General features: G+C 69.7%; 23 protein-coding genes, 1 pseudogene and 1 riboswitch. Of the genes and pseudogenes, 8 read left to right on the top strand and 16 right to left on the bottom strand.

All coding sequences use genetic code 11. The annotated features are described in order from the left end of the window. Nucleotides 1–199: 199 nt before the first annotated feature. The 4 genes from ACVW2K_RS00770 to ACVW2K_RS00755 form a co-directional block, all read right to left on the bottom strand. Complete coding sequence (locus ACVW2K_RS00770; protein WP_457201179.1) at nt 200–2,236, bottom strand: spermidine synthase; 2,037 nt, start codon at nt 2,234–2,236, stop codon at nt 200–202. 875 nt (nt 2,237–3,111) lie between these two features. Next, nucleotides 3,112–3,903 carry an SRPBCC family protein gene (locus tag ACVW2K_RS00765; protein WP_028638912.1) on the bottom strand — a complete coding sequence of 264 codons (792 nt, stop codon included), beginning with the start codon at nt 3,901–3,903 and terminating at the stop codon, nt 3,112–3,114. Then, nucleotides 3,900–4,478, bottom strand: a complete 579-nt coding sequence (locus ACVW2K_RS00760) for an ArsR/SmtB family transcription factor (protein WP_028638913.1) — start codon at nt 4,476–4,478, stop codon at nt 3,900–3,902. The genes ACVW2K_RS00765 and ACVW2K_RS00760 overlap by 4 nt, the downstream gene beginning before the upstream one ends. A 150-nt stretch (nt 4,479–4,628) precedes the next feature. After that, on the bottom strand, nt 4,629–4,895 hold the full coding sequence (locus tag ACVW2K_RS00755; RefSeq protein ID WP_155992350.1) for a hypothetical protein: 267 nt from the start codon (nt 4,893–4,895) through the stop codon (nt 4,629–4,631). A 12-nt stretch (nt 4,896–4,907) separates the two neighbouring features. Next, nucleotides 4,908–4,970, bottom strand: a riboswitch (guanidine-III (ykkC-III) riboswitch). A gap of 343 nt (nt 4,971–5,313) precedes the next feature. Here ACVW2K_RS00755 and ACVW2K_RS00750 point away from each other — a divergent pair. Next, nucleotides 5,314–6,378, top strand: a complete 1,065-nt coding sequence (locus ACVW2K_RS00750; protein WP_457201178.1) for an endo-1,4-beta-xylanase — start codon at nt 5,314–5,316, stop codon at nt 6,376–6,378. A gap of 164 nt (nt 6,379–6,542) precedes the next feature. Here the strand turns inward: ACVW2K_RS00750 and ACVW2K_RS00745 are convergent, their stop codons facing one another. The 3 genes from ACVW2K_RS00745 to ACVW2K_RS00735 are packed head-to-tail and all read right to left on the bottom strand — an operon-like array spanning nt 6,543 to nt 8,833. Then, nucleotides 6,543–7,001 (bottom strand): hypothetical protein, encoded by a 459-nt coding sequence (locus ACVW2K_RS00745; protein ID WP_457201177.1) that lies wholly within the window; start codon nt 6,999–7,001, stop codon nt 6,543–6,545. Nucleotides 7,002–7,004: 3 nt separating this feature from the next. After that, entirely contained in the window at nt 7,005–7,877 is an 873-nt protein-coding gene (locus ACVW2K_RS00740; protein ID WP_457201176.1) for an ABC transporter permease, read from the bottom strand. Further along, on the bottom strand, nt 7,874–8,833 hold the full coding sequence (locus ACVW2K_RS00735; protein ID WP_028638916.1) for an ABC transporter ATP-binding protein: 960 nt from the start codon (nt 8,831–8,833) through the stop codon (nt 7,874–7,876). Before ACVW2K_RS00735 ends, ACVW2K_RS00740 begins: the two co-directional genes overlap by 4 nt. Nucleotides 8,834–9,003: 170 nt before the next feature. Here ACVW2K_RS00735 and ACVW2K_RS00730 point away from each other — a divergent pair, with 170 nt between their 5' ends. Both ACVW2K_RS00730 and ACVW2K_RS00725 read left to right on the top strand, forming a co-directional pair. Beyond that, the gene (locus ACVW2K_RS00730; RefSeq protein WP_051549496.1) at nt 9,004–9,678 is read left to right on the top strand and encodes a DedA family protein; all 675 of its coding nucleotides are present in this window, start codon (nt 9,004–9,006) and stop codon (nt 9,676–9,678) included. Nucleotides 9,679–10,209: 531 nt separating this feature from the next. Continuing rightward, nucleotides 10,210–11,391 carry a DUF222 domain-containing protein gene (locus ACVW2K_RS00725; protein WP_457201175.1) on the top strand — a complete coding sequence of 394 codons (1,182 nt, stop codon included), beginning with the start codon at nt 10,210–10,212 and terminating at the stop codon, nt 11,389–11,391. Between the two features lie 298 nt (nt 11,392–11,689). On the opposite strand, the gene ACVW2K_RS00720 is transcribed toward ACVW2K_RS00725, so the two are convergent. Continuing rightward, nucleotides 11,690–12,649: a hypothetical protein gene (locus ACVW2K_RS00720; RefSeq protein ID WP_457201174.1), complete on the bottom strand. Its 960-nt coding sequence runs from the start codon at nt 12,647–12,649 to the stop codon at nt 11,690–11,692. Between the two features lie 684 nt (nt 12,650–13,333). After that, the gene (locus ACVW2K_RS00715) at nt 13,334–13,456 is read right to left on the bottom strand and encodes a hypothetical protein (RefSeq protein WP_269320326.1); all 123 of its coding nucleotides are present in this window, start codon (nt 13,454–13,456) and stop codon (nt 13,334–13,336) included. 50 nt (nt 13,457–13,506) lie between these two features. Between ACVW2K_RS00715 and ACVW2K_RS00710 the strand changes: the two genes are divergently transcribed. Then, nucleotides 13,507–15,639, top strand: a complete 2,133-nt coding sequence (locus ACVW2K_RS00710) for an OmpL47-type beta-barrel domain-containing protein (protein WP_457201173.1) — start codon at nt 13,507–13,509, stop codon at nt 15,637–15,639. Here the strand turns inward: ACVW2K_RS00710 and ACVW2K_RS00705 are convergent. From ACVW2K_RS00705 to ACVW2K_RS00690, 4 genes are all read right to left on the bottom strand, one after another. Continuing rightward, the gene (locus ACVW2K_RS00705) at nt 15,614–15,889 is read right to left on the bottom strand and encodes a hypothetical protein (RefSeq protein ID WP_457201172.1); all 276 of its coding nucleotides are present in this window, start codon (nt 15,887–15,889) and stop codon (nt 15,614–15,616) included. The genes ACVW2K_RS00710 and ACVW2K_RS00705 overlap by 26 nt on opposite strands. Nucleotides 15,890–16,090: 201 nt before the next feature. Next, on the bottom strand, nt 16,091–17,815 hold the full coding sequence (locus ACVW2K_RS00700; RefSeq protein WP_457201171.1) for a CapA family protein: 1,725 nt from the start codon (nt 17,813–17,815) through the stop codon (nt 16,091–16,093). A 97-nt stretch (nt 17,816–17,912) separates the two neighbouring features. Then, nucleotides 17,913–19,049, bottom strand: coding sequence for a hypothetical protein (locus ACVW2K_RS00695; protein WP_457201170.1), 1,137 nt, complete (start codon nt 19,047–19,049; stop codon nt 17,913–17,915). Further along, complete coding sequence (locus ACVW2K_RS00690; RefSeq protein WP_036570137.1) at nt 19,042–19,548, bottom strand: RNA polymerase sigma factor; 507 nt, start codon at nt 19,546–19,548, stop codon at nt 19,042–19,044. Before ACVW2K_RS00690 ends, ACVW2K_RS00695 begins: the two co-directional genes overlap by 8 nt. 257 nt (nt 19,549–19,805) lie before the next feature. Here ACVW2K_RS00690 and ACVW2K_RS00685 point away from each other — a divergent pair, with 257 nt between their 5' ends. The 3 genes from ACVW2K_RS00685 (at nt 19,806) to ACVW2K_RS00675 (ending at nt 22,275) form a co-directional block, all read left to right on the top strand. After that, entirely contained in the window at nt 19,806–20,570 is a 765-nt protein-coding gene (locus tag ACVW2K_RS00685; RefSeq protein ID WP_457201169.1) for a hypothetical protein, read from the top strand. A gap of 159 nt (nt 20,571–20,729) precedes the next feature. After that, nucleotides 20,730–21,182, top strand: a complete 453-nt coding sequence (locus ACVW2K_RS00680; RefSeq protein WP_457201168.1) for a hypothetical protein — start codon at nt 20,730–20,732, stop codon at nt 21,180–21,182. A gap of 328 nt (nt 21,183–21,510) precedes the next feature. Continuing rightward, on the top strand, nt 21,511–22,275 hold the full coding sequence (locus ACVW2K_RS00675) for a class I SAM-dependent methyltransferase (protein ID WP_457204033.1): 765 nt from the start codon (nt 21,511–21,513) through the stop codon (nt 22,273–22,275). A 181-nt stretch (nt 22,276–22,456) separates the two neighbouring features. Here ACVW2K_RS00675 and ACVW2K_RS00670 read toward each other — a convergent pair whose 3' ends face one another. After that, a complete protein-coding gene (locus ACVW2K_RS00670) occupies nt 22,457–22,876 on the bottom strand; it encodes a PfkB family carbohydrate kinase (protein ID WP_457201167.1) in 420 nt (139 codons plus the stop codon). A gap of 23 nt (nt 22,877–22,899) precedes the next feature. On the opposite strand from ACVW2K_RS00670, the pseudogene ACVW2K_RS00665 reads away from it, so the two are divergent. Further along, nucleotides 22,900–23,454: pseudogene (locus tag ACVW2K_RS00665) on the top strand (mannitol dehydrogenase family protein); the annotation flags it as partial. A 195-nt stretch (nt 23,455–23,649) separates the two neighbouring features. Here ACVW2K_RS00665 and ACVW2K_RS00660 read toward each other — a convergent pair. Next, on the bottom strand, nt 23,650–24,468 hold the full coding sequence (locus ACVW2K_RS00660) for a PaaX family transcriptional regulator (protein WP_457201166.1): 819 nt from the start codon (nt 24,466–24,468) through the stop codon (nt 23,650–23,652). 8 nt (nt 24,469–24,476) lie between these two features. Then, nucleotides 24,477–24,902 (bottom strand): RidA family protein, encoded by a 426-nt coding sequence (locus ACVW2K_RS00655; protein WP_028637269.1) that lies wholly within the window; start codon nt 24,900–24,902, stop codon nt 24,477–24,479. Between the last annotated feature and the right edge of the window lie 9 nt (nt 24,903–24,911).

The raw sequence follows: 24,911 nt of genomic DNA, 5'->3' as shown, positions 1-24,911 counted from the left end.
TGCTCGCAGGAGACGACAGGAGCATGGTCGCCTCGATCGCGCGGTTGGTCACGGACGTCGTGCTTCGCGAGGCGACCGCGATCACAACGAGCGAACCCCGATCGAGCACGACTGGCCTGCTGCGCTTCGGAGAACCGCCCGGTTGTACGAGCGCGCCGCGGAGGTCGCAGCGGCGGCACGGCCCAGTCTCCTGACGGGACTACCTCAGCGCCGGCGCCCGCGGCTTGAGCAGGAACGCCAGGAGGTAGAGCGCGCCGACCACGACCAGCAGGTTGCGATAGCCGGTCAGCAGCGCGGCGTACTCCAGGCAGCCGCCGAGGATCGCACCGAGCAGGTTGACCCCGAACGCCGCCTGCGAGTTGTCCGACTCCGCGAATCTCTTCGCGAACGCGACGTTGGCCAGGAAGATCGGGAGGAACGCGATCGCGGTCGCCAGCAGGAACCGCGGCCAGAACGGCAGCTGCAGTAGCCACTCCGGCTTCACGACGTACGCCAGGGCGAGCGAGGCCGCGATGAGAGCGAACACCACCGGCAACGAGGGCGTCCGGAACCTCCTCGTCACCTCGACCGCGGCCAGCACGCTGAGGAGCACGCCGGTGAACACCATCGCGTTGACGACCCACGTGGTGCCGAAGAGGTTGGCGAAGGTCGCGATGTTCTTGGTCTCGAGCAGCAGGAACGCCGCGCCCATGCAGAACAGGTCGGCGTACGGACGCATCGACCGCAGCGGCCCGCCGATCGCCCGGACGAGGACCAGCGAGAGCAACAGGATGCCGCCCAGTGCCCACAGGTAGATTGCGGGCAGCATGCCACCGTCGTAGTAGAGGAACGGCGCGTCGTCGTGCACCGGTGCGGGGTACGACGCGGGCAGCGCGTGGTTGTCCGCCAAGCACCGCTGGTTGGCGGCATCGCGGGCGACCGAGATGACCGCGGTAGCGCCGGAGACGATGTCGATGCAGGGCGGGTGGCCGAAGGCCTCGGCCGCCGTACCGCCGAGACGATCCACGAGCCAGCTCTCGCGGTAGTAGTTGTACATCGCGAAGACGCCGTCCGCGGTGAGGTGGTCGCGCGCGGCGCGTAGCGCCTCCTCGGTGAACAGGAAGGACTCCAGGCGGATCTGCGAGGCGCCGCTGACCAGCGCGAGCGAGTCGGGCAGCGCGAACAGGATCAGGTCGTACTTCTCGTCGGTGTTCTCGAGGAACGCGCGGCCGTCGTCGATGTGCCGAGTGACCCCGGGATCCTGGTAGGCGTGGTCCGGGTTGCCGTCCACGCCGATCTGCACCAGTCGCGGGTCGATGTCGACTGCGTCGACGCGCTCGGCGCCCTCGCTGAGGGCGATCGCGACGTCCGAGCCCGAGCCGGCGCCGATGATCAGCACGTCGCGCAGCGGGGCGTCGGTGCGGTGGGCGTACGGCGCGCCGTAGATCGCCGAGGAGCGGCTCAACTTCCACGAGGCCGGCGACATCGACTGGTGCGGGACGCCGTTGACCGAGATGTACACGCGGGTGGCGCCCTGGTCGGTCTCGGTGCGGGTGGTGACCTTGTAGTAGGGCGACCACGAGACACCGGGGCTCAGGGTCTCGGAGAGCAGGGCGCCCACCACGACGACCGCAGCGCCGATCGCCACCCACCGAGCGCGGCCGCGGACCAGGACGACGAGGCCGATCGCGACCAGGATCCCCCACGCCACCGACGGCGCCCACAGGAACGACAGCACCGTGAACGTGCCGATGCCGAGCAGCGAGCCGATGAGGTCCCAGCGGTACGCCGTCAGCGGCTCCAGCTCCGCGAAGCACCGGCCCACGGCCTCGGCCGGGCCGGCCAGCACCGCCGCGGTCAGCAGGAACACCAGCGGCAGCACCAGCCAGGCCGGCGGGCCGGAGCTGTTCAGTGCCGTGAAGTAGATGAGGTCGGCTCCGGTCCGGTCGATGGTCACCGGGAACAGGTGCACGCCCAGCACCAGCAGGGCGAGCAGGACGGGCGTCCACGGCAGCACCGACCAGCTCTTGCGGGCGATGAGGAAGCCGAGTCCGACGCCCAGGAAGGACCCCAGCAGCACGAAGTTCGTGAAGTACGACAGGTGGACGATGTTCGCGCCCAGCCAGCGGATCAACGCCAGCTCGAGGAACAGCATCAAGAAGCTGCCCAGCACCAGCCGGGGCACGACGGTCCGCGGACGCGCAAGGAATCCCCGCGCGCGCCCCGCGCCTGCGGCCTCTCCTGTCGTGGCGTTCACCCGGCCTCCTCCAGCCATCGCGACGTGGCCGTGAGGCCACCTTGGCCCGCGACCGAGCCGGCTGTACAGACCCTCGCTCGACGACCCGGCGACGTTGCGTCGCGTCGCTTGGTCTGACTCGGACCGGTGGGTGGCGGCGCGCAGACGTCGACGATGGGCCCTCCGCTGGAGGACCCACCGTCGGGTGGTGCGGCGTCTCGGGCGCCGCAAGGGTGACGCCAGGAGCGGCCGGTCGTGTCACTCCTGGGGTTGGGAACCTCCCCGTCGCCGTCACCTTGGATGTCGGAGGCGTCCTGGTGGCCGCCGGCGCGGGAAAGATGCCGTTCCGCGAGGTCTCCGCGCGTTTGTCCGAGGAGAGACACGATCATCCGAGCTATTCCGAAGCACTCGATCACTTCCAGAGGGTTTGGGACCCGAACCGAGGTTGGATCCGCTCGCCGAGGTCGTAGCACGGAGGCCCGGTTGGTGGCGGCCACATGCGGTCGAGGGCGGGACGACCACGCAGTGTGGACTGTAAATCCGTCGGCTTTGCCTTCGAAGGTTCGAATCCTTCACCTGCCACACGGGACAGAAGGGCCCTGACCAGCGGAAGAGCGGCCGGGGGCCCTTCGCGCGTCGAGCCAGCCGACAGGCAGGCGTGCCTCAGGTCGTAGCGGCCGCGGGCGAAGCAGAGGCAGGCGAAGTAGGCGGAAAGCGCCCGGTGGTGACGGGGCATTCACGCGACCGTCGGTGTCTGGCCGTGGACCGAAGCCCTGCACCGAGAGGTGACTCAGCGCGTCCGCTGATCGGCTCGATGCAGCCGTGCACTCGGTGCGCCGACTGGCGGAGGGCGACGCACCTGCGTCGACAGGGCCTCGCCCGGTAACGGTAGAAGATCAGGCCGGGACGGAGATTGCCTGCAGCCAGGCCTGCCAAGCCGGCTGTTCGCGCCGCACGTAGTCCGCGGCGTCGGCGGAGAACAGGTACGCCCGGACGCCCGCCGTCGCCTTGCCATCGCCCTCGTCCCACGTGAAGACGCTGAGCATTCCGGGCACCGGCGCGGTGAGCCGCACGAGTGTCTGCCGCTCGCCGACGCGCTCGACCGTACCGGTGGCGCCACGCACCTCGACCGTGGCGCCCTCGTCGCCCAGCCCGAGCGCGTCGTGCAGGATCGACCAGAGCGTCTCCGCGTCGCCGGGGTGGGAGGCGCTGGCCTCCAGGTGTGTGGCCTCCTGGCCGGGGAAGTACGACAGGTAGAGGCGCAGGTTGTCGAAGAACGGCATCCAGCCCGGACCCATGGTGTCCCAGAACTCCGACTCCCAGGCGGCGCCGGTCCCGAAGCCGCTGCTGGTGACGCGCACGATGCAGGTCCCGCCGGACTGTGCCTCGACGAGGAACTCCGACGTCAGCGGGCTGAGAGCATCGGGGTCCTTGCCCATGAGGGAGGCCCAGTCCTCCTCATAGACGAGGCGGCGCGGCGGCTCCCATGCGGTGACCTGGCCGTCCGAGCCCATCTCGGGGCCCATGGTGAAGTGAAGGGAGCCGCCCTCGCGCTCCTCCATCTCGGTCGGCGTGAACCAGGCGCTCATGCCCTTCGCGGTCGCGATGGCCTGCCAGACCTGCTCGGCGGTGCCCGGAACCTCGACGCTGAACTCCAGGCGGTACGGGACGTTCGGGGTGGTGCTCATGGGTTCTCCTCAGGGAGGGGGTGGGCGGCGACGAGGAGCCGGTGCGGGCGCCCGTCGTCGTGGTGGTAGCGAGCTGCCAGGTCGACCACTGCAGCGGTCAGGTCGTCGGCGAAGGCCGCCCGGTCGGCGGCCGACCGGAAGCCGATCTGCGTGTCGATGGTCAGCGTCGGCAGGCGCTTGCCGGACGCGCCGGCCCGGCGCGCCAGGGCGCCGACCTCGCGCACCAGCCGACCGGCCAGCGCGACGAGGTACCCGGCCGACAGGTGGTCAGCGTTGGCGGCCGGGTCGGCCGCGGACGCGCTGACCGCAGCCGGCGACACGACGTACGACGCCGCTGAGGCCTGCAGCACCCGCTCGGTGATGCCCCCGTGCCGCCGCTCGTCGGACAACTCCACCAGGCCGTGCGCCTCGAGCGCCTTGAGGTGGTAGTTGACCTTCTGGCGCGCGATCCCGACTCGAGCGGCGAGCCCGGCCGCGGAGGCTGGTCGGGCCAGCTCGGCGAGCAGCCGGGCCCGGACCGGATCCAGCGCGGCGGCGGCTGCCTCCGCGCTCTCGATGACCTCGACATCCTGCATCGCCCCACGATCGCCTTGACAATAAAACTTGTCAAGAGATGTGTGCGCTCGACATGGTGCCGAGGAGGTGCGGGAGGGCGCACCTACCGCTGCGGGCCACGACTCACGCAGCGAGCATCAACGATCTCGGCACTCCTCGATACCAGTGCTCTACAGGGGCGATGTGACACGGCTTGTTGAAGCCCGACGGGGTACGCGGTCGGACGCGTGACCCCCGGCATTGCTCTCGGGCAGCTCCGCCATCACCGTCAGCGGCGGCCGGTTGCGGTCGATCCACACTCGTGTGGCACCTGCTTCGAAGAGCGTCGACTCCAGGGCGTCGAGTATCAGGCCGAGGAGTCGCATCTCGAGGTGCACTGGCAGGGTTGCCACCGGCACGCCGTGCGGCGGGATGTCGTGACCTGCGGGCTTGACCATGCCGTACTCCCGGGTGCGTCGTCTTTGCTTCGGGTACGGCGCGTCTCGTCCGGAAGCCGACTACTTCAGCTTCAGTTCGCAGGATGGCACACGAGCGCGGGTTTCGCCACGGTTCAGGAAGTGACATGGCAGCGCGGAGCCGTTGGCTCAGTGCGGTTCCGCACAGGTCTTCCGGACGCCGGCCTCCTGGGTGTATGCCAGTCCTACGAGAAATCGATTTGGGCGCATGAGGCCCGTCGCGGTTCTCTCGTCGCCGGCCGGTCAACGGGGACCGGCGCGGTACTCGCGCCGCTGGCGCGGTCATCTCGGGAAGGGACAGGCCATGGCAACTGTCGGATCGACACGAAGGTCATTCCTCATCGGCAGCGGGATCGGGGCAGTTGCCGTGCTCGGCGGAAGCGCATCGACTTTCCTGGGCATGGCGCCGGCCGCCGCGGCGCCCGGCGGTTCGCTGTACCAGGCGGCGCTGGCCAAGGGCATCCGGTACGGGTCGTCGGCAGCGACCTGGCAGGTCCAGCCCGACGCGGCCTATGCCGCCTTGTACGCCCGTGAGAGCGGCTTCCTGCTGACCGAGGACGACCTGCTCTGGTACCGGCTCAAGCCGACCAAGGATTCGCCGCTCGACTTCACCTACGGCGACCAGATCGTCTCGTTCGCCACGAGCAACGCCCAACCCGTGCTGGCCGCCCACCTGGTGTGGGACGAGGGCCTCGGGGACGGGTGGGAGCAGGACGCGCTCTACAACCTCAGTACGCAGGAGGCGCGCGATCTGCTGTTCCCGACGATCCAACAGGAAGTCGCCCACTACCGGGGCCAGGTCAAGGCGTGGGTGGTGGCCAACGAGGTGACCGACGGCCGGCGCAAGGACGCGCACGGCTTCTGGACGGTGAACCCCTGGTACCAGACCATCGGGCCGACCTACGTCGAGGAGGCCTTCAACCTGGCCCACCAGCAAGACCCCAACGCGCTGCTCCTCATCAACGACTTCGGCTTCGAGACCGGCTCGGACGCCGCCTCCCGCCGGACGTCGATGCTGGCGGCGATCGACTACCTGAAGAGCAAGAACGTCCCCGTGCATGCCGTCGGCATCCAGGCGCACCTCAACGCCAACGGGTTCGCGCGCAGCTTCGATACCACCGCGTACCGGACCTTCCTGGCCAACATCGCGGCGCGCGGCCTGTCCATCTTCATCACCGAGCTGGACGTCCAGGACGACGGGCTCAAGGCTGACGTCGCGTCCAGGGACGCGGGCGTCGCCGACGTCTACACGAGGTACCTGTCCGTTGCGCTCCAGGAGCCCGCGGTGAAGGTCGTGCTGAACTTCGGGCTCTCGGACCGCTACACCTGGCTCCAGGAGGACTACCCGCGCAAGGACGGCGCCGCGCGCCGGCCACTGCCCTTCGACGAGAACCTGCAACCCAAGCCGGCGTACAACGCCATCCTGCAGGCCTTCCAGGGGGCGCCGACGCGCACTCCCATCTAGACCTCTCCTCATGTCTGCGCTGGTCAGTGGGGGCAGGCAAGACGCGACATCGACCGGCTGGTCATGCTGAGCCGAGGTCCCGCAGGTCTGGAGGGCTGCAACGAGGCGGAGGCGGCGTTCACCGTCGACCGTGCTCCCCGCCTTGCGGTCCTGACGTGCTGGCGCTACCGGTTGCTGGTGTTCGTGCGGTTGTCGTAGACGTCGAAGCACCCGTCGAAGCCGACCTTCGGGTCCGGGAGCTGCGCCCCTGTGGAGGCGTCGGTGATCATGGCGTTGCGGTTGTCGGTGTTCGACGCCTGGTAGCAGCCGAGCTGGTCGATGAGGACGAGGAGTGAGACGTCCTTCTTCTTCCCGTCGACGGTGTAGGAGAGGTCGCAGCCCCACGAGCCCGGTTGCGAGTCCTGCTTGGTGTTGACCGAGCTGTGGCACTCGGTGCTCGTGACGTCCGGGGTCACCGGACGGTGCCCCTGGAGCTGCTCGCTGAGGGCGTAGGCGTGCGCGAACGTCACTGGCACGTCGTTCTCGACGCGTCCGCGAGTGGTGTCCGGCGTGCAGGCGCTGGCGCCGACGACGACCGCGCCGAGAGCGACGGTCGTGGCAAGGACCTTTCTCAGGTGCCGCATGGATCAGCCCTCCTGGATGTCTCGGCGGTGGAACACGACGTAGGCGATCGTCAGCGCGACCGCCGTGTAGGTCGCTGAGACCACGAGGCCCCGCAGGAACGGCTCGGCGTACGACGGATCGTCGAGCAGGCCGCGCCACGCGTTCATGGGCCAGTTGAGCAAGGCGTGCCGCACCGTGTCCCACGCGTTGAGGAACATGTACATCTGGAAGACCAGGCCGATCACGACCGGTACGACGACGCCGAGCACGCTGTTGCGGGTCAGCACGGACACGCACATGGCGATCGAGGCGAACCCGATCAGGGGCGGCAGCACGCTCAGCCAGCTCTCGGCCACCATTCCGATCGCGTGGGCGGTGGACGGGACCTCGAGGTTGCCGACCGTGATGAACGGCTGGTCGCCGACCGCCACGAGCCCGGCGATCAGCGCGCTCGCGCCGATGGCGATCACGAGGCCGACGGTCGCGACGAGAGCTGCGGTCACCTTCCCCCAGAACACTGCTCGTCTGCTGACCGAGCGGGTCAAGATCGTCTTGTAGGTCCCGTAGTTGTCCTCGGAGGAGAAGATGTCGCCGGAGATGAACGCGGCGATCAGGGGGAACAGCCACTGGGTCGCGGTCACGAGGACAACCATCGGAGTCGCGAACCCGGTGGTCTTGAGGTACCGGCCGTACAGGGTCTCGAGAGGGAGCCGGTCCTGGTGGAGCACCAGCAGGATGAAGATCCACGGTGCCACCAGCAGGACGGTCGCCACGACCCTGGTCCTCGTCTGGCCGAGCAGCTTGCGCAGCTCGACGCCGAACACCGTGCCGGCGCCGGCCGTCGTCCTGGCGGTCGTGATGGGTGTCCTGGTGGTCGCGGCGCTCGTCGTCGTCATGCCGCCGCCTCCTCGTCGGTCGGCGTGCCGGTGCCGCCCTCGGTCAGGCGGAAGAACAGGGTCTCCAGTGCCGAGGTGGGGGCGTGCAGTCGGTGGATGCCGAGGCCGGCGTGCACGAGCTCGCGCGAGAGCCGTTCGACGGTCGCCTCGTCCGCGTCGAAGACGATCTGCGGCCCGTCGAGCTGGACGTGCTCGACGCCGGCGAAGCCACGGCACACCTCCACCGCGACGTGGTTGTCGGTGGTGTCCAGGTGCCGGGTCGCCCGCCCGGCCTGTGCACGCAGCTCGGTGATCGGCCCGTCGTACGCGAGACGTCCCCTGCGCATGATGGCGACGCGCGTGCAGATCTCGTCGACCTCGACCATGTGGTGGCTCGAGAGCAGGATGGTCAGCCCGGTGTCGACCAGCCGATGGATCAGGTTCCGCATGTCGCGGATCCCCGCCGGGTCCAGCCCGTTGGTCGGCTCGTCGAGCACGAGCAGGCGCGGGTCCCGCATCAGCGCTGCGGCCACCCCGAGTCGCTGCACCATCCCGTAGGAGTACTCGCGGACCCGGCTGTCGCGTCGGTCGAACAGGTCCACGACCTCCAGGACCTCGTTGATCCGTTGGGGCCGCAGACCGCCGTCGAGGCGACCGAGCAGCTCGAGGTTCTTGCGACCCGACAGGTAGGGGTAGAAGCGCGGCGCCTCGACGAACCCAGCCACCTCGGCGAGCGCGCGCCGGGGCTCGGGCTGCACCGGGACTCCGGAGACCGAGATCTCCCCGCTGTCGGGACGGATCAGGCCGAACAGCATCCGCATGAATGTCGTCTTGCCAGCCCCGTTGGGACCGAGGAGGCCGTAGACGTCGCCCGCGCCCACCTCCAGGTCGACGTGGTCGACCGCGCTCAGCGCGCCGTACGTCTTCGTCAGGCCCTGAGCCGATACGACGGGCTCTCCTTCACGTGCTCCGGTCATGCTCGCGACCGTAGGGAAGGCCCATGAAGGCGAGATGAAGTGCGGCGGCCTCTCGGCGGTGCGACCGCGGGGATCCCCCGGAGTCCGTTCGCGCCCGCGCCGACTGCCGGATGCCGTCATGGACCGCTGGGCGCAGGTTCCTCACAGGTTCACCGGGGTACAGATTGCGCATGCTGCAGGGCGCGCTGGATGCGATCCGATCCGTTCCCGCCGCGCTCGCCTACGCCATCATCGCCCTGCTCGTCTTCGCCGAGGCCGCCGTCTTCGTCGGGTTCGTCCTTCCTGGCGAGACCGCCGTGCTGCTCGGTGGCTTCATGGCGAGCCAGGGCCACCTCGACATCGTCACCTTGATCGTGGTCGTCGTGGTCAGCGCGATCCTCGGCGACACCGTCGGCTACGAGGTCGGCAAGCATCTCGGACCACGGGTGTTGCAGTTCGGCGTCCTGCGCAAGCACCAGCCGCGGCTCGCGAAGGCTCAGGAGATGCTCCGCCGGCGCGGAGGACCGGCGATCTTCCTCGGCAGATGGACCGCCTTCTTCCGAGCCGTCATGCCAGGGATCGCCGGCCTCAGTCAGATGCGCTACCGGACCTTTCTGCTCTGGAACGCCCTCGGGGGCGTCACGTGGGGCGTCGCCATGTGCCTGGTCGGCTACTTCGCCGGCGCCTCCTACGAGAAGGTCGCCTCGGCCATCGGCGAGGGGACCGCCGTCGTCATCGCCGTACTGGTGGTCACGGCGCTGGTGGTCGGGCACGTCCGACGGAGACGGCGAGAGGAGTCAGGGGAAGCGGGGCACGTCACAACGTCGCACGACCCTGGGGAGGGCGAGGCGGACGTTCCGGAGTGAGCGGGGTTGCTGGCGAAGCGACCAAGCAGAGGGTGGGCGTCTCACCCTGCGCCTGGCGTTCGACTTCCAACCTCAGCCACGGCGTGCGTGGGCCACATCGGTCGCACGTCCGCCGAACGGGCCAGCATTTCACCGGGCGGGTTCGCAGCCGAGGCGGCAGTGCCCTGACGGTTGGGGCTGCGATGTGGAGTGAAGCACGACAGCGGCTGATGAAGCCCCTCGGTAACCGGCTGGTAGCGGTCGGGCCGTGGCATGCCAGCGTTCATGCTCTGGCCCGCGTGACGTGCTCAACCTGCCCGAGCGGCCCTCCTGTGTCCGTGGCTTTCTGGCCGTGGGTGATTCCGACCGAAAGGCAGCTACGGCAACGGTGGGTGGGTGGGTGGTCGTCGCCGGCTCCCGGCTTGCGGGTCGCGGGTGCCGCGCGCGCCTGTGGAAACGCGCTTGGAATCGTGACCTGTTCGTTACCCAGACCCCTGTGGAACAAGGGGTTCTGGGCCTCTCAGTGTCGGTGGCCGGTGCTTGAGTAGAGCCATGACAGCGATGGCCACACCTCGACACCGAGTCTCGGTGGCCGTCGCCCACGCCCACACCGAGATCGATGCGGTCGCGGACGCCTCGGTGTGGTCCATGGAGCCCGCCGAGACCACCGCGACGCTCGTGGAGATCAGCAAGCTCAAGGCGAAGGTCGCCGAGCTCGAGGCCCGGGTCGCCGAGCACGCCGACGACGAGACCGTGGACGCGTGGGCGCACCGGACCCGGCAGACCAAGCCCGCGGTGCTCGGCCAGGTGAAGCTCGGCCAGGCCCTGGTCACCCGCGGCCAGGTCCGGGACGCGCTCGCCGCCGGTGACCTGGTCGTCGAGCAGGCCAAGGTCATCGTCACCGCACTCGCCCAGCTGCCCGGCGACCTCGACACGGCCTTGGTGGAGAACGCGGAGCGGCACCTGGTCGCCGCCGGCCGCGAGCACACCGCCCCGACCCTGCGGATCCTCGGCAAGCGGCTGATGGACGTGGTCGCCCCCGACCTGGCCGATGAGTACGAGGCGCGGCAGCTCGCCCGCGAGGAACGCGACGCGCTGCTGGCCACCAAGCTGGTCATGGTCGACGACGGCCACGGCAAGTGCCACGGCAGGTTCACGGTGCCGACCTTGCACGGTGTCGCGCTGAAGAAGATGCTGCTCGCGATCGCCGCCCCCAAGCACCGCATCGCCACCGACGGCCCCGCCGCCCCCGGCGCCGGTGTGGTGCCCCGGCCCGGTCGGGAACGGCTGGGGCGGGCGTTCTGCGAGCTCCTCGAGCGCTACCCGGCCGACCAGCTCCCGCAGACCGGCGGAGTCGCCGCGACCGTCGTGGTGACCATGACCTTGGACAGCCTGCTCGGGAAGCTCGAGCAGGCCGCGCTGCTGGACACTGGGGAGCGGATCTCAGCTTCGACGGCCCGCCGGCTGGCCTGCGAGGCCGGGATCATCCCCGCCGTGCTCGGCGGCAACTCCGAGGTCCTCGACCTCGGCCGCACCCGCCGGTTCCACACCAAGGCCCAGCGGACCGCGATCGCGATCCGGGACCAGCACTGCACCGAACCCGGCTGCGACTGGCCCCCGGCGATGTGCCACGTCCATCACGACATCCCGTGGAGCCGCGGCGGACCCACCGACGTGCAACACGGCCGGCTCCTCTGCCCCAAACACCACACCAGATTCCACCGACAGACCTAGGCCGACCGGCCCGACGAAGCTCCACCACAGAACGGCCGATCCGCGCGGTCCTGCCTGACGAACCCCAACGCCGCGAACCGCGCGGAATGCGGCAGATGCGAGCATTTCAGTAGGCGACACCAACGCCGTCAGGCACCCCGATGCCCACGATGCGCGAGCCCGGTGCCACCTACGTCTGCATCTGACTCGCCGCGCGCCGCCGGGGACCCCCCGTATGTCCAGGTGAGGAGCTTGGGCGGCAGTTGCTCAGATGACGGAGCGAGCCTTTTGACGGAACCGCACCGCCGCACCTGCCGGATCAACAGCCGCTGCGGTGCACGGCGCGGGCGTCGGCCTTGGTCTTCTTGAACTTGGTGATGCGCTTCCCTGCCAGCGGGGCGTACTTCGTACCGCTGGAACTGTTCCAAGCGAGCCCGAACCATGCCTCGGGTGTGGACAGGATCGCCTCCCCGGCGACCTTGATCGCAGCCGCGGTGAAGCCGTTGTACTCTCCGAGACCGATCGGCTTGTGGCCGAAGCCCCGGCGTTGCATCCACCGGGCGAGCAACGGGACGGCGCGCGCGGGGAGCAGGTCGCCGGGTGCGCTGAAGGTGCCCGACTGATAGGAGTCGACGGCGACGAAGTCCCAACGGCGGAGCAGCGACCTGCTGGTGAAGCTGGCGAAGGCGGGGACCTTGTTGTCCAGCAGCCACCCGTTGAGGATCGGGCCGACCTTCACCTTGGGCGTCTTGCCGGTCTTGAAGATGTCGAGGAGCTTCCGTGATCCGGCGCGGAACTTGGCCGGCGCCATATTGCCGTAGGGCTCGTGCCAGAACGTCGCGGTCACCGGTACGCCGAAGTGCGCGAGGTAGCGGTGGGTGGCCCGGAGCCAGGAGTCGTAGCCGCCGTGGATGAGCATGTCGACGCTGGGGACCTTGTAGGAGACCACCGGCATCTGGTGGACCGCGACCGCCTGGCCGATGACGCTGGCCTGCGCCCGGCCGTCAGGCCGCAGCGAGGCGAAGATGCGACGGGCCGAGATGCCGCAGGCGCCGACCTCATGGGTCCGCTTGCCCCACAAGTCCGCGGGCGCGGACATGCCGATGATCTTCTTCGCCGCGACCTTGCCGGCCGCGCCGGCGTTCGCGGCGGCGGACGTGCTCGCGGCGGTGCGCGAGTGCCCGGTCACGGCGTTGGCGGACGGGGCGGCGACGGTGGTGGACAGCACGGCGGCTGCAGCAGCAAGGCCGGTCAGCATCGAGACGGGGGCGCGCTTCAAACGAGTCACTCCTTGGGGGAAGGTGGTGGGGGGCGAAACTCACACGTCGCAGGACCGCCGGAGCCCGGCGCGAAGCGCCATCAGGCCAGCTGCGGCAAGTCAATCCGGGCGGCTCGAACCCGAGGGTCATCTCCTAGTTGGTCACGCATGCGACGACTCCTTCGGTGGTGGATCCGCCTGCGGCCGTACACCATGAGGCTTCCGTTCCGGCTGCCCGCTTCGCATCCGCTACCGCACAGTGGTCTTGGATGCTGGCGTGCCCAGGAGATTGAGCGCGACGACGGTCACCCAGCTCCGCGGAGGTTCCGACCCGCCGGCACCCAGTGCAGCACCGGGGCTGGTGTGGCCGCCTGATCAGGGCAGGCGCCCGGCCGCCTGCAGGAAAGACCGGCACTGGTGGGTGCGAGGGGTCGCCCATGCCTCGACGCGGATGCCATGACCGCTCCCGTTATGCCCGATGCGCGTTCGGTGGCGTTGGCTGGCGTCCGGTCCGCAGGTGCTGGGAGCGGACGAGGTTGATCCGGGCGGGCATCAATCGCGGCAGATCCGGAAGTTTGCCGATGCCGCCCCTCAGAGCGTCGGGGCAGTGCTGAGAGCCGAGGGTTCTTGCGGCTCGTTTCGTCGTCGTAACCCATCGCACTCGAAGGATGCAACAAGCTGCGACCCCCGCCAGGCGAATCGGGGTCACGCGTTCTTCGGATCCAGCACGGGGCAGATGACGACGTCGATCACCTGCGGCACCCAAGCGGGAGCGCCGCTGCGCGACGACGCGAACCACCCCTTCGTGCCATGGATATCGGGGCGCACCAGTGCTGCTCTGGAACGAGGTCCACTCGGGATCGGATCGAGGTGCCGCCATGCTCCCCATCTCTCCTCGGCGAGCCACCCGGCTCACCGCTCTCGTCGGCTCGGCCGTCCTCGCGGTCGGCCTGCTGGGCCGCGCCCCCGCCGCCGCGGCTGCCGTCGACCCCGAGGTCCCCCCGGTGCTCGCAGGCGACACCTGGCTGCAGCACCACCGGGACGACCTGATGCCGTACTGGCTGGTTCCCGACGCGCTGGGCGAGCCGCTCGGCAACTTCCCGTCGTTCCGCGGGCCCGACGGCGAACTGCTCCCGGACCAGCCGGATCGCGGGACGTCGACCCTGGGTCGCGGGGTGTTCGGCTACTCCCTCGCGTTCCTGCTGACCGGTCAGGAGCGGTTCCTGACCTACGCACGCGCAGGGATCGCCTGGATCGAGGCGCACGCCGAGGACCACGTGCACGGCGGCTACTTCGGCGAGCTGGACGCCGCAGGCCGCCCGGTCGACCCGCTGGCGAACAAGGACGTCTTCGACGCGGCGTCGGTGGGCCTCGGCTACGCGATGTACTTCGCCGTCACCCACGACCCCGCTGCCGAGGCCAAGCTGCTCGCGGTCCGCGACCTGGTGTTCGGGCCGTACTACGACGCGGCCGGGCAGCGCATCAAGGACTCGCTGACCTACGACCTCACCACCGAGGTCGACACCGGCGGGATGGGCGCGGGCAACGGCGGCGACATCACGAACTACCTCGTCCCGGGGACCGCGTTCCTGCTCCCGTCCATCGGGATCCTCAGCGACCCGGCTCGCAACGACCAGTTCCGCGCGGATCTGCGCGTCGTCACGCAGGCGCTGATCGACCGGCACAAGAACAGCGCGGCGGCGGCCGCGAACCGCTGGATGTTCTGGGGCCGGACCGGTCGCTTCGGCACGTTCAACGCCCCCGAGACGGACTTCGGGCACAACATCCAGAGCTACGCGATGATCCACCTCGCGAACCAGCTGTTCGCGGACCGACCCTGGTCGGGCCTGGCCGCCGACCGCAGCCGGATGCTGGACCGCGCGTGGGACGACGGGGCCGGCCGGTGGAACGAGCGGCTCCGCAGCTTCCAGGCAGGCAACGTCGAGCCGGACAGCCAGTGGTGGTCGCACGACGAGGCCGACCAGCTGCTGGCGGCGCTCGACCTGACCGACGGGTTCACGAACACCGATCGCCTCGCCCGGAGCGCGCAGACCTTCCTCGACGTGTACGTCGACCACACGTCACCCGTCCGCGAGACCTTCGCCCGGGTGTCGCGGAACGAGGCCGACAACGACCTGCGCAAGTCGTTCTTCGGCAAGAACATGCTCCACAACATGGAGCACGCGCTGGTCCTCTACCTGCACGGGCGCCCGCTCGAGGGCCGCCCGGCGCGGCTGCACTTCGCGCTGCCCCACGACCAGGCCCTGACGGCCGAGACCCGGCCCTACTGGTTCGACGCGACCGGCCAGGAGCGGAAGGACCTGGGCCCGCTGGCGGCGCTGCCCGGCCACGACCTGGTGACCGTCGACTTCACCGGCATCGGTCAGGTGCCGCGGCCGCCGTACCCGCCACCCGACGACACGACGCCACCGACCACCGTGGTCTCCGTCGACCCCGGGCCGAACGCGGCGGGGTGGCACCGGAGCGACGTGACCGTCGGGCTCACCGCCACCGACGACCTCGTCGGCGTGAAGGAGATCCGGGCCCGCCACGACGACACGTCGTTCATCCGCCCCGGCGGGGCGACCACGACCACCCTCACCGACGAGGGCGTGCACGACGTGACGTTCCACGCGGTGGATCTCCTCGGGAACGCCGAGGCCGACCGGACCGTGCGGATCCGGATCGACCGGACGCCGCCGGCGCTGGACGGGCTGCCTGCTGCCGGGTGCCGCCTCTGGCCGCCCAACCACCGCTACGTGGAGATTGCCGACGTCCGGGCCACGGACGCCCTCTCGGGCCTCGCCGACCTCGACGTGGACGCCAGCTCGAGCGACGGTGGGTTCCTCGACGTGATCGTGGTCGGCGGTCACGTGCTGGCCCGCGCCGAGCTCGGGCACCGAGGCGCCGAGCGCATCTACACCGTGGAGGCGACTGCCACCGACGAGGCGGGCAACACGGCGAGTGACACCGGCACCTGCACCGTCAGCCGCCCGTCGGCGGGTCGATGAAGCTGTCGATGACCTGACGCGCCCACTCGAGCAGGACGATCCCGACGATCGGCTTGCCTCCGACGACGACGGCGGTTGCGGCCGCGGCACGAGGATCGTCCAAACCGGCGCTTTCACGATCGACTTCGGGTACATCCGGTTGAGGCGTACGACGCGGGAGTCCGGCAGCTCGACCGGCGCGAAGCGCGTTCTTGCCAGCCTCTATTGCGGGCAGGACGATCTTGCGGGTGGCGTCGGTCAGGCCGATCACTCGAACGATGCCAAGGCTCCACGCTCGCACGATCCTCACATCGGCTGCAAGATCCGGCAGCTCGGCCTACGCCGACAGGCGGCGGAATGGGTCACCTTGGCGGTGAAGGCATCCGTGTTGTTGAAGACGCCCATGGCTGTACGTCGACCGTGCCTGTCGTCGGATTCCAGGCTGCCGTCTCCGAACGTTGACGAGCCCGGGTCATTGGCCCCTAGCCCGGTTGTCCGCGGCTCGACGGGTGGTCGCCGAGAAGTGCTGGAAGTCGGGCTCGGTCCAGGATCCGCCCCACTCCCAGCCGATCGCCGCGAAGGCCCGGACCACCACGTCATCGGACCTGATCACCCCGTCGGGAACGCGTGCCCCTGCGGACCGGTCCAGGGTTGCGAAGCGCCGTGAGCCGGGCGGGGCGATCCTGGATCCGGTCAAGAAGGGGTTCTGCACCGGGTTGAGGTCGATCGCGGCGCCGAAGGCGTGGTCGGACCACCTGCCACTTCCCTCGACCTTGCGGCAGTTGGCCGCGGAGGTGTTGTCGGCCGCCATGGAGCGGTCGTCGTCTCCTCCGTAGGCATCGACCAGTCGGATCCGCCGGATGGGCCAACGGGCGTCGTACAGCTTTCGGAAGACGCCGACGACGTCGTGGGCATAGGGCGCCGCGACGACCATCTCGCCGGTGTGGGGTCGGCCATCGAAGCCGACGTAACTCAGTTTCAGGTAGCGCATTGCTCGCCACGGCACGGGGCAGCCCGGGTGATGACTGGTGCGCATCCGCTGACGGAGAACCGGCGTGATCGGGTCGACCGACGCGTGATACGTCGCCGGGCCGGGCTGCGTCGGTCCCGAGGCGAGTCCCGCGCATCCGCGTCGCACCTGCCAGTCGGTGACCGCCCGCTGCCGCGATGTGCCCGAAAGGGGCAGCGGAGCTCCACCCAAGGGTCCGATGCGTGCGGGCGTCCACTGGTCGGAGACGACCTTGCCGTCCTCCAGTCTCAGCTGCAGAACCCCCGAGTCCGAGGGATGGTTGTGGTACCAGACGAAGTTCCCGAGGCCGTAGTTGACGTACGTGTCTCCCTGCCACCCGGAGCCGAGCTGAACGTGGGCGTGGCTGCCGACGAGGACGTCCGCCCCGGCCGCGGCGAGGGCGTGGGCGGTCGTGCGCTGCCTCAGGGTGGGGCAGGTCTGCATGTCCCGGCCCCAGTGCAGGTAGACCACCACCACGTCGGCGTCGCGGTCCGCCCGGCGCACGGCGCGGAGAAGCACTCGCGGTCGGGGGCCGCGCGCGGCGGCCAACCCCGGCGTACGGCGTCCGGCGGTCCAGATGGGGCTGGTGCTCTCGAGCGGTGTCGTGTCCGCGGCCAGGAAGGCAAGGTCGGTCCCGCGCACCCGGACCCGGTACGGCGTGAAGGCGTGCGCGCGGTCCTCGCCCACGCCGACGACCGCCAGCGGAGCGTGCCTGGCCGCCAGCAGGGTGTCGTGCAACCCGGCCGCACCGAGGTCGGCGCCGTGGTTGTTGGCCACCGTCACCACGTCGACGCCGGCGTCGGCGAGGACGTCGAGCGCCCTGGGCGGGGCACGGAACCAGTAGCGGTCCCGTGGTCTCTCGAGGGACTTGGGGTCCCAGCTGTCGCGCTCGGTGATCGCACTCTCCAGGTTGACCATGGTCAGGTCGGCGTCGGCCAGGGCCCGGCTGATCGGGCCGAATCCGCGGGGGTCGTCCAGGAGGGCGGCCACCTGGATCTGGAAGTGGATGTCGCCGGCGAACGCGAGGGACACCACGTGGTGTGGATGGTGGTCGCGGTGGGGCTCGTCGGTAGCCAGCACCTGACGGTGGATCGGAGGCGAGGAGGTCGGGTGCGGCGCAGTCGAGCAGGCGACCAGCAGGACCGCAAGACCCAACCCGACGAGGATCCTGCTCGACCTGGGGATCATGAGTCCTTCCTCCTGTGTGATGCGTGTCCCGCTCGGGTCCTTCCCTACACACGAGCCCTGAGGCTCGACGCTCGTTCCCTGGCGCCAGCGACGTGGGTCAGCCGATGGACTCGCTCTTCCCGAAGTCGGGTGCGACGATCCCGGTCGGTGCGGACGCCCCGACCCCGCACGTCTTGGTCTCGAGGTGGCAGACGATCAGGTCGGTCCTCTGCGGCAGAGGACTGAGCACCACGACCGTCTGGTCGTCGAGCCACTGGACGAGCCAGGCGACGCCGGTCTTGTCGGGATAGTCCTGGGGCGGTTCGAACGCGAAGGTCCGCCCGCTGACGTCCTCGGCGCGCATGTCGCCCGATCCAACCGGCGCGACCCCGTCCACGCCCGCGACGCCGTTCCTCAGGTTCAAGGCCATCTGCTGGCCCATCCCGTCGGAGTAGTGGAACGCGTCCGACGAGTCCCACCTGCCGTCACCCTTCAACCGGATCGAGCGCACCGCGGCGTCGGCGTCGAGGTCCCTGATCAGGTCCTGCTCGGTGATGCGTGTCTGCTCGCCCGTTGCCGGGTCGTAGCGCACCAAGGCCTGGTCTTCGGGCATCTCCTCGGGATTCGGGTCCTTGATCAGGTAGACGAACCTGTCCGAGAGCAGCGCGGGCACGGCGGTGTGACCCGGCTGCAGCGCCACGGTGTCGCGGGCGACCTCCTGCCCGGTGTCGGTGTCGTAGACGACGACCTCGGGCTCGCCGGGCGCCGGGAACTCGAACCACACCAGACGAGAGCCGGCATTGGGCGAGAGCAGCCAGCCCGGGCGGCTCGTCAGCGGCCAGGTGTCGCCGTATCCGGGACCGGTCTCGCCGAGCGCCCCGAGCTGGTCGGTGGTGGACCCGTCGGTGAACCAGATCCGACCGTCGTCGGTACGGAATCCAACGCCATCGTCGGTGACGTCCAGCTCCACGACGGGCGCGTCGGCCTCGACCGTGCGCTCGCCGAAGTGGATGGTGCTTGCGTCGGCATAGGTCAGGAGTCGCACAGTCGGAGCCGGCGCCGGCTCGATCCGGCGATCGGAGTCCCGCCCGAGGTACGCGGTCGTGGCAGCTGTCGCCACCACGATCGCGGCGACGGCAAGGCTCGTGGCCACCCTGGCGCGCCGGTCTCGCCGACGCGCCGTCTCGCGCAACGCCTCGAGGGGAGGAGGAACGATCTGGTCGCCGATGCGACGGAGCACGTCCAGCTCAGACATGGCGCAGCTCCTCTTTGTCGTCCCCGGTGTCGTCCAGCAGGTCGGCGAGTCGGTCCCGTGCCCGAGCCAGCCGCGACTTCACCGTGCCCTCCGGGACCCCGAGCTGGGCGGCGACGTCGGCAACAGCGAGGTCGGCGAGGTAGTGCAGGACCACCGCCTCGCGCTGCCCGGCGTCGAGCTCCTCCAAAGCGGCCACGATCGCGACGTGCTCCGGGCCGACGTCCACCGATCCCTGCGGACCGGGCACCTTGGCCTGGTAGCGACGCACCACAGAGGCGTGCCGCCACCCGTGTCGTACGCCGTTGAGCGCCACGGTGCGCACCCATGCCTCAGGGTTGCTGACCCGGGCGAACTGGGACTCCTTGCGCAAGGCGGTCACGAAGGCGTCCTGAACGGCGTCCTCCGCCGCGGCCAGGTCGCCGCAGATCGCGTAGATCTGGACGACCAGGCGGCGGTACGACGCGTGATACAGCTCGTCGAGGTCCATTGCCGTCGGCATCGGTCACCTCCTCCCGCTTGCCCAGCGTCACCGATCGCGTCCGAGATTGTCGATGGGACGATCCGCCAGCAGACCTCGAGGTTCCCGAGCCGCTGGTTTCGGGCGGCATGCGCAAGAAGTCGGGCGTCGACGCTATCGGCGTCGACCGGACGACAGCCGGCAGCCGGGGCAGGTCGAGCTCGACGGGTCTCATCGGGAACCTGCGGAGCCTTTCGGACCTCGTTGCAGCAGAGGCACGACGTCGACAGGAGACCGCCATGACCCGATACCCAGCCCGAGGGCTGCTCCTCCTGGTGGCGGCGCTGTCGCTCCAGCTCACCGGATGCAGCGACGACTCGCCCCAAGCCGCCGACAAGAATGCCAACAGTCCGTCGGCCGCCGAGTCGGCTGTCTCGGAGCCGACCGCCACCGAGGCAACGACCTCCGGGCCGTTCTCACTCAGGGAGTACGACGGACCGATCGACCCGGGTCGGCACCGTGTGCCGCTGATCAGCTGGGAGCGGACGTACCCTGTCGACGCGCTGGTGCGGGTGCCCGACGGGTTCATCACTCCTGGTGGCTGGGTCATCGAGAACGGTCTGGACGGGACCGCGTACGGCGACCTGATGTTCTTCGGCGACGTGGACCTCGTCGACACCGACCCGTGCGGAGCCGGACAGGCCATCAAGCCCGGACCGACGGTCCGTGACCTGGCCGAGGCCCTGACCGGCCAGTTCCCCGACCGGGCCACGGCCCCCAGACCGATCACGGTCGGGGGTCACCGCGGCCTGTACGTCGAGATGCGGGTGCCACGCAACCTCAGCCGGTGCGAGTCCGGGAAGTTCACCGTCCTCGCCGTCCATCAGGCCGAGAACCCTTGGTACTCCGCTGGTCCGGGCCGAGTCCTCCGCTTCTGGATCGTCGAGGTCGACGGCCAGCGGGTCATGGTCGCGGTCAATGTGGTCCCCGGTCGCACCACCCACGCCGCCGAGCTGGTGCACATGGCCAAGACCGCTGAGTTCGTCGAGAACGTGGACGGGTGACGCGCGTCAGCCGCGTCTGCCGCCTGGGTAGTGATCCCGGGCCACGACCCAGCCCACCATGGACCATGATCGCCTCAAGCCCCGCACCCGCGCCTTCGGCCAGGAGGACTGCGACTGGTTCCCAACGGACCAGCAGGCACGTCTGATCAAGCGCAGTTCGTGGGCTCGTCGCTGGACGCGTCGGCGTACGCAGCCGGCGTGGCTGGGGCCTTCCCGATCGCGTCGAACCGGGAGCATGCTGACGCCATGACCACTCTGGGCGTGCGGTTCGCCACCGCGCTCGCTGCCAAGGACGAGGCTGCGGTGCGGGCCGTCATCGCCGACGATCTCGACTTCAAGGCGCTGACGCCACGCAAGTTCTGGGAGGGCGACTCGTCAGATGAGCTCGTCGAGGTGCTCGGCGTGTGGTTCGGATCGGATGACCACATCGACGAGTTGGAACAAGCCGTCGACGGTGATGACGTCGCCGACACCATGCACGTCTCCTACCGGCTCCGGATCACCACGCCGGACGGGCCACATGCCGTCGAGCAGCAGGCCTACTACCGCGCCGACGGCGACAGGATCAGCTTCTTGCGGGTGATGTGCTCGGGTTACCGTCCCATCAGCTGACGCGGTCCGCGTCGGACCAGGCTGAGGTGGCGCACTCGTGGCGGTAAGTCGCACCTTCGCCGATGCGCTGATCGCGACAGTTGTGCGCGCGCTGCCTACGGATGGGGAGCAAGTCGCAGCCGCCCGAACGTAGAGGAGACCGAACGGCGTCGCTCGCTGATGCTCTGAGCCGTCAACTCGTTCAACGACCTCGCTCGGGAGCGCTTCGATCAGGCCCTCGCATGGGGCCTCCCAGCGCCGGAATGTTGACCACTAATGGGAGGCGCGGCCATTCCGCCCCGTGTTCCACTGTGTCGCACGCAAGCGACGGAGCCGCGAGTTGACGGAGGTGATCCCGGTGGCGGGCTATGGGGCGCTGTCCGAGGCGTATGAGTGGTTGATCCGGGACGACCTGGTGACGCCGGCCGGCGCGGCCGCGAGGTTCGATGGCCTCGTGACGTCTCTGCCGCCTGGGGCGCGTGTCCTCGACTGCGCCTGCGGCACCGGCCAGCTCGCAGTTGGCCTGGCCGGTTTCGGCTTGGACGTCGTGGCAACGGATGCGAGCCTCGGAATGGTCCGCCGGACGGAGGAACTCGCTGCCGAGCATGGCGTCTCGATCCAAGCGCACCAGGTCACTTGGGAGGAGCTGTCCGACCATCTCGATGCCGCGAGCTTCGACGTGGTGTTCTGTGTGGGCAACTCGCTCGGTCACGCTGAGGGCGCGGCCGGGCGGCAGGCCGCGCTGGCCGCGATGGCACGACTATTGCGTCCGGGTGGGCGCCTCGTACTCACCTCTCGCAAGTGGGAGGCCGTGCGCGCTCGAGGCTCGCGGATGGACGTCCGCGATCGACTGGTTCGCCGCAACGGTCGGGACGCGGTCGTCATCTACTACACCCAGATCGCGCACGACTGGGAGCAGGAGCACCATTGGGAGATCGCCGTTGCGCAGGTGGAGCCGGACGGGTCCCTCCGCACCTGCTCCGAGCGGTTGTCCTTCTGGCCGTTCCGCTACGAGGAACTCACGGCACAGTTGCAGAGCGTCGGACTCACGGTAGAGACCACCACGTTCGAGCCCGATGACGGTGGGTACCTGTTGGTCGCTGGAAACGAATGAGTGGCGATCACACCACTCGAGCGGTCCACTGACGGGACGGTCCGGTAACCGTCGAACCCGCGTTCGTCTGGCGCCGCGCCGGGTGCGCCGCTTCTCAGGGGGACCGGACATCAGGATCTGCCCCGATGATGTGCCGTGACGCGTCTGCGGTCGCTTCGGCAGAAGCGACCTGCTCGACCTGTCAGGGCTGGGTGGCGACGAGGCGTTCCCTGCGCGGTAGCACCACGAGGTCGGCGGCGGCTGCGTTCGCCTCCCGGACTGCTTCGAGGAGTGGCCTCCCGGTGCTGAGCTCGGCGGCGAGTGCGCCGGTGAACTCGTCACCGGCACCGGTCGTGTCGACGGCCGCGGCCCGCCGACCCGGGACGTGGACGACCGGTGTCGTTGCGTCCGCGACGTAGGCACCGTTGCCTCCGTCGGTCACGACCACTGAACGAGCGAGCGTCGCGAGCTCGTGAGTCAGCGCTGGAAGTGACCCGTTCTCGGGCGTCAGGGCGCCGCCACTGCTGATGATTGCGCTGGCCTCGATTGCGTTCACGACGATCGGGTCGCACGTCTGCAGCAGGTCCGATCGAAGTGATTGCATCGGGCTGGGATTCAGCATGAAGCGAACACGGTGCTCACCAGGCGTTGGCCTACCTCGGCCTGTTGGCCGGCTACGAGTACGTCCACGAGGCGTGCGCGGACCCGCTCCTCGTCCGGATGCTGTCCGCGTACCTGAGCGCGGAAGCCACGCCCTCACTACGGCCGGTGCCGGGCATGGACCTGGCCGAGTACCAGCGGCAAGTCGTGGAGCGCTTCGCGAACCCGGCGGTCCGCGACACCCTCGCCCGGTTGGCAGTGGACAGCTCGGACCGCATGCCCAAGTTCGTCCTGCCGGTCATCCGCGAGAACTTGGCCGCAGGCCGCCCGATCCGGATCGGAGCACTCATCGTCGCGAGCTGGGCAAGATTCGCCGAGGGCGTCGACGACCTCGGGCGACCCCTCGCCCTCGTCGATCGAAGGTCGCGTGAGCTCCAGGATCGTGCTGCCCGTCAGGCCGGCGCCTCATCGGGTTTCGTCGAGCTCCGGGACCTGTTCGGCGACCTCGGCGCTGACCGCCGGTTCGTCGACGCCTACTCGCAGGCGCTCGACTCGCTGCGCACCCTGGGTGCGAGGGCGACTATGGAACGGTGGACCTGACGCGGAGGTAGGCGGACCTGGCTCAGGGGAGTCCTTGCGGACCGTGGCTCGTTGCCGACGACAAACACCGCCTACTTCGACGATTCCAGGTGGCTGCACTCCGGGACCGCGAGGTCTCTTCGCGTTGACCCGGAGGAGATCCGCGATCATGGGAGCCGTTCCGTTGCCCTCGGTCTCCAGGGGCTGGTGGACGATCTAGTGGACGATCTCGTCGACGTAGGCGTGGGCGGGCTCCTCGAGCAGCTCCTTGAGCTCGAAGAACGTCCGCGACGCCTCCTCGCCCCGCCACGAGGCGGGCAGCAGTGCCGTCGGGAGGCCCGGGTCGAGGTAGGGGAGCCGCCGCCACATGGTGAGCGCGCGCACGTAGTCGGCGAAGCTGGCCTCCGGAGCCCGGACCTCGGTCGTTCGCCAGCGTTCGAGCATCGGCACCGCCCGCTCGAGGAAGGCGCGGTACTGGACGTCCAGGGCGTCGAGGTCCCACCACTCGGCGACCTTGGTGGCCGGATCGCCGAAGGCGAGGTACTCCGCGCGGAAGAGGTCGACGTACGGCGAGAGGTCGTTCGCCTCGATCACCCGGCGGGCGTCGGGGAGCAGGTGTCCGGGACCGACCCAGACGCCGGAGGACACGGTGCCGAAGCCCAGCCAGGTCAGCCGGGTGCGGAGCGTGTGGCGCTTCTGACGCTCGTCCTCGGGCACGGAGAACACGACCAGCGCCCACTGGTCGAGCTCGTGGTCGCCGCGGGCGAAGATCCGCTCGTCGCCGATCTCGAGCACGCCACGGGCATAGGCGGAGAGCGCGTAGCCCGCCGCTCCGTCCCGCCGCTCGGCCACCAGCAGGCCGCGACGCTTGAGCCGCGAGACCGAGGAGCGGACGGCCTGGTCGTCGACGTCGACCGTGGCCAGCAGGCGGATCAGGGTGCGCACGCTGACCCAGCCGCCGGCCTCGCGGACGTAGAGCCCGAGCACGGTGAGGATCAGCGCCCGAGGGGGTTGGCCGAGGTCCTCGCCCGTCACGTCGGCGCTCAGGCGTCGGTCGCCGGCGGCCGCAGCCGCTCGTCCGGGATGACCGCGATGCCGACGATCTCGATCAGCGCCTCCGGCTGCCAGAGAGCGGTGGTGCCGATCCCGGCCATCGCCGGGTACACGCGCCCGGCCAGCTCCCGCCAGACGCGACCGATCTCCGCGCCGTGGGCCTGGTAGTCCGGGATGTCGGTGAGGTAGATCGTGATGCTGACGAGGTCCTCCGGCTGGCCGCCGGCCTCGGCCAGCGTCGCGAGCACGTTGCCGAACGCCTGCCGGAACTGCTCGACGATGCCGCCCGGCACGATCCGCATGTCGGCGTCGAGCGCCGTCTGGCCGCCCAGGTAGAGCGTGTTCCCGGCCAGGGTGCCGTGGCTGTAGCCGCTCGGCGTGGGGAGCGACGCTGGGTTGACGGGGACTGGGCTCACCGGGGCACC

It is taken from the genome of Nocardioides sp. HB32 (assembly GCF_054058995.1).
This window is presented reverse-complemented; position numbering and strand designations above follow the sequence as displayed.

Excerpts from the sequence above, each read along its gene's own strand:
- ACVW2K_RS00725 (WP_457201175.1), top strand. The coding sequence starts at position 10,210 with ATGACAGCGATGGCCACACCTCGACACCGAGTCTCGGTGGCCGTCGCC.
- ACVW2K_RS00700 (WP_457201171.1), bottom strand. The coding sequence starts at position 17,815 with ATGATCCCCAGGTCGAGCAGGATCCTCGTCGGGTTGGGTCTTGCGGTC.
- ACVW2K_RS00730 (WP_051549496.1), top strand. The coding sequence starts at position 9,004 with ATGCTGCAGGGCGCGCTGGATGCGATCCGATCCGTTCCCGCCGCGCTC.
- ACVW2K_RS00685 (WP_457201169.1), top strand. The coding sequence starts at position 19,806 with ATGACCCGATACCCAGCCCGAGGGCTGCTCCTCCTGGTGGCGGCGCTG.
- ACVW2K_RS00740 (WP_457201176.1), bottom strand. The coding sequence starts at position 7,877 with ATGACGACGACGAGCGCCGCGACCACCAGGACACCCATCACGACCGCC.
- ACVW2K_RS00695 (WP_457201170.1), bottom strand. The coding sequence starts at position 19,049 with ATGTCTGAGCTGGACGTGCTCCGTCGCATCGGCGACCAGATCGTTCCT.
- ACVW2K_RS00765 (WP_028638912.1), bottom strand. The coding sequence starts at position 3,903 with ATGAGCACCACCCCGAACGTCCCGTACCGCCTGGAGTTCAGCGTCGAG.
- ACVW2K_RS00710 (WP_457201173.1), top strand. The coding sequence starts at position 13,507 with ATGCTCCCCATCTCTCCTCGGCGAGCCACCCGGCTCACCGCTCTCGTC.
- ACVW2K_RS00760 (WP_028638913.1), bottom strand. The coding sequence starts at position 4,478 with ATGCAGGATGTCGAGGTCATCGAGAGCGCGGAGGCAGCCGCCGCCGCG.
- ACVW2K_RS00755 (WP_155992350.1), bottom strand. The coding sequence starts at position 4,895 with ATGGTCAAGCCCGCAGGTCACGACATCCCGCCGCACGGCGTGCCGGTG.
- ACVW2K_RS00750 (WP_457201178.1), top strand. The coding sequence starts at position 5,314 with ATGGCGCCGGCCGCCGCGGCGCCCGGCGGTTCGCTGTACCAGGCGGCG.
- ACVW2K_RS00735 (WP_028638916.1), bottom strand. The coding sequence starts at position 8,833 with ATGACCGGAGCACGTGAAGGAGAGCCCGTCGTATCGGCTCAGGGCCTG.
- ACVW2K_RS00670 (WP_457201167.1), bottom strand. The coding sequence starts at position 22,876 with ATGCTGAATCCCAGCCCGATGCAATCACTTCGATCGGACCTGCTGCAG.
- ACVW2K_RS00690 (WP_036570137.1), bottom strand. The coding sequence starts at position 19,548 with ATGCCGACGGCAATGGACCTCGACGAGCTGTATCACGCGTCGTACCGC.
- ACVW2K_RS00745 (WP_457201177.1), bottom strand. The coding sequence starts at position 7,001 with ATGCGGCACCTGAGAAAGGTCCTTGCCACGACCGTCGCTCTCGGCGCG.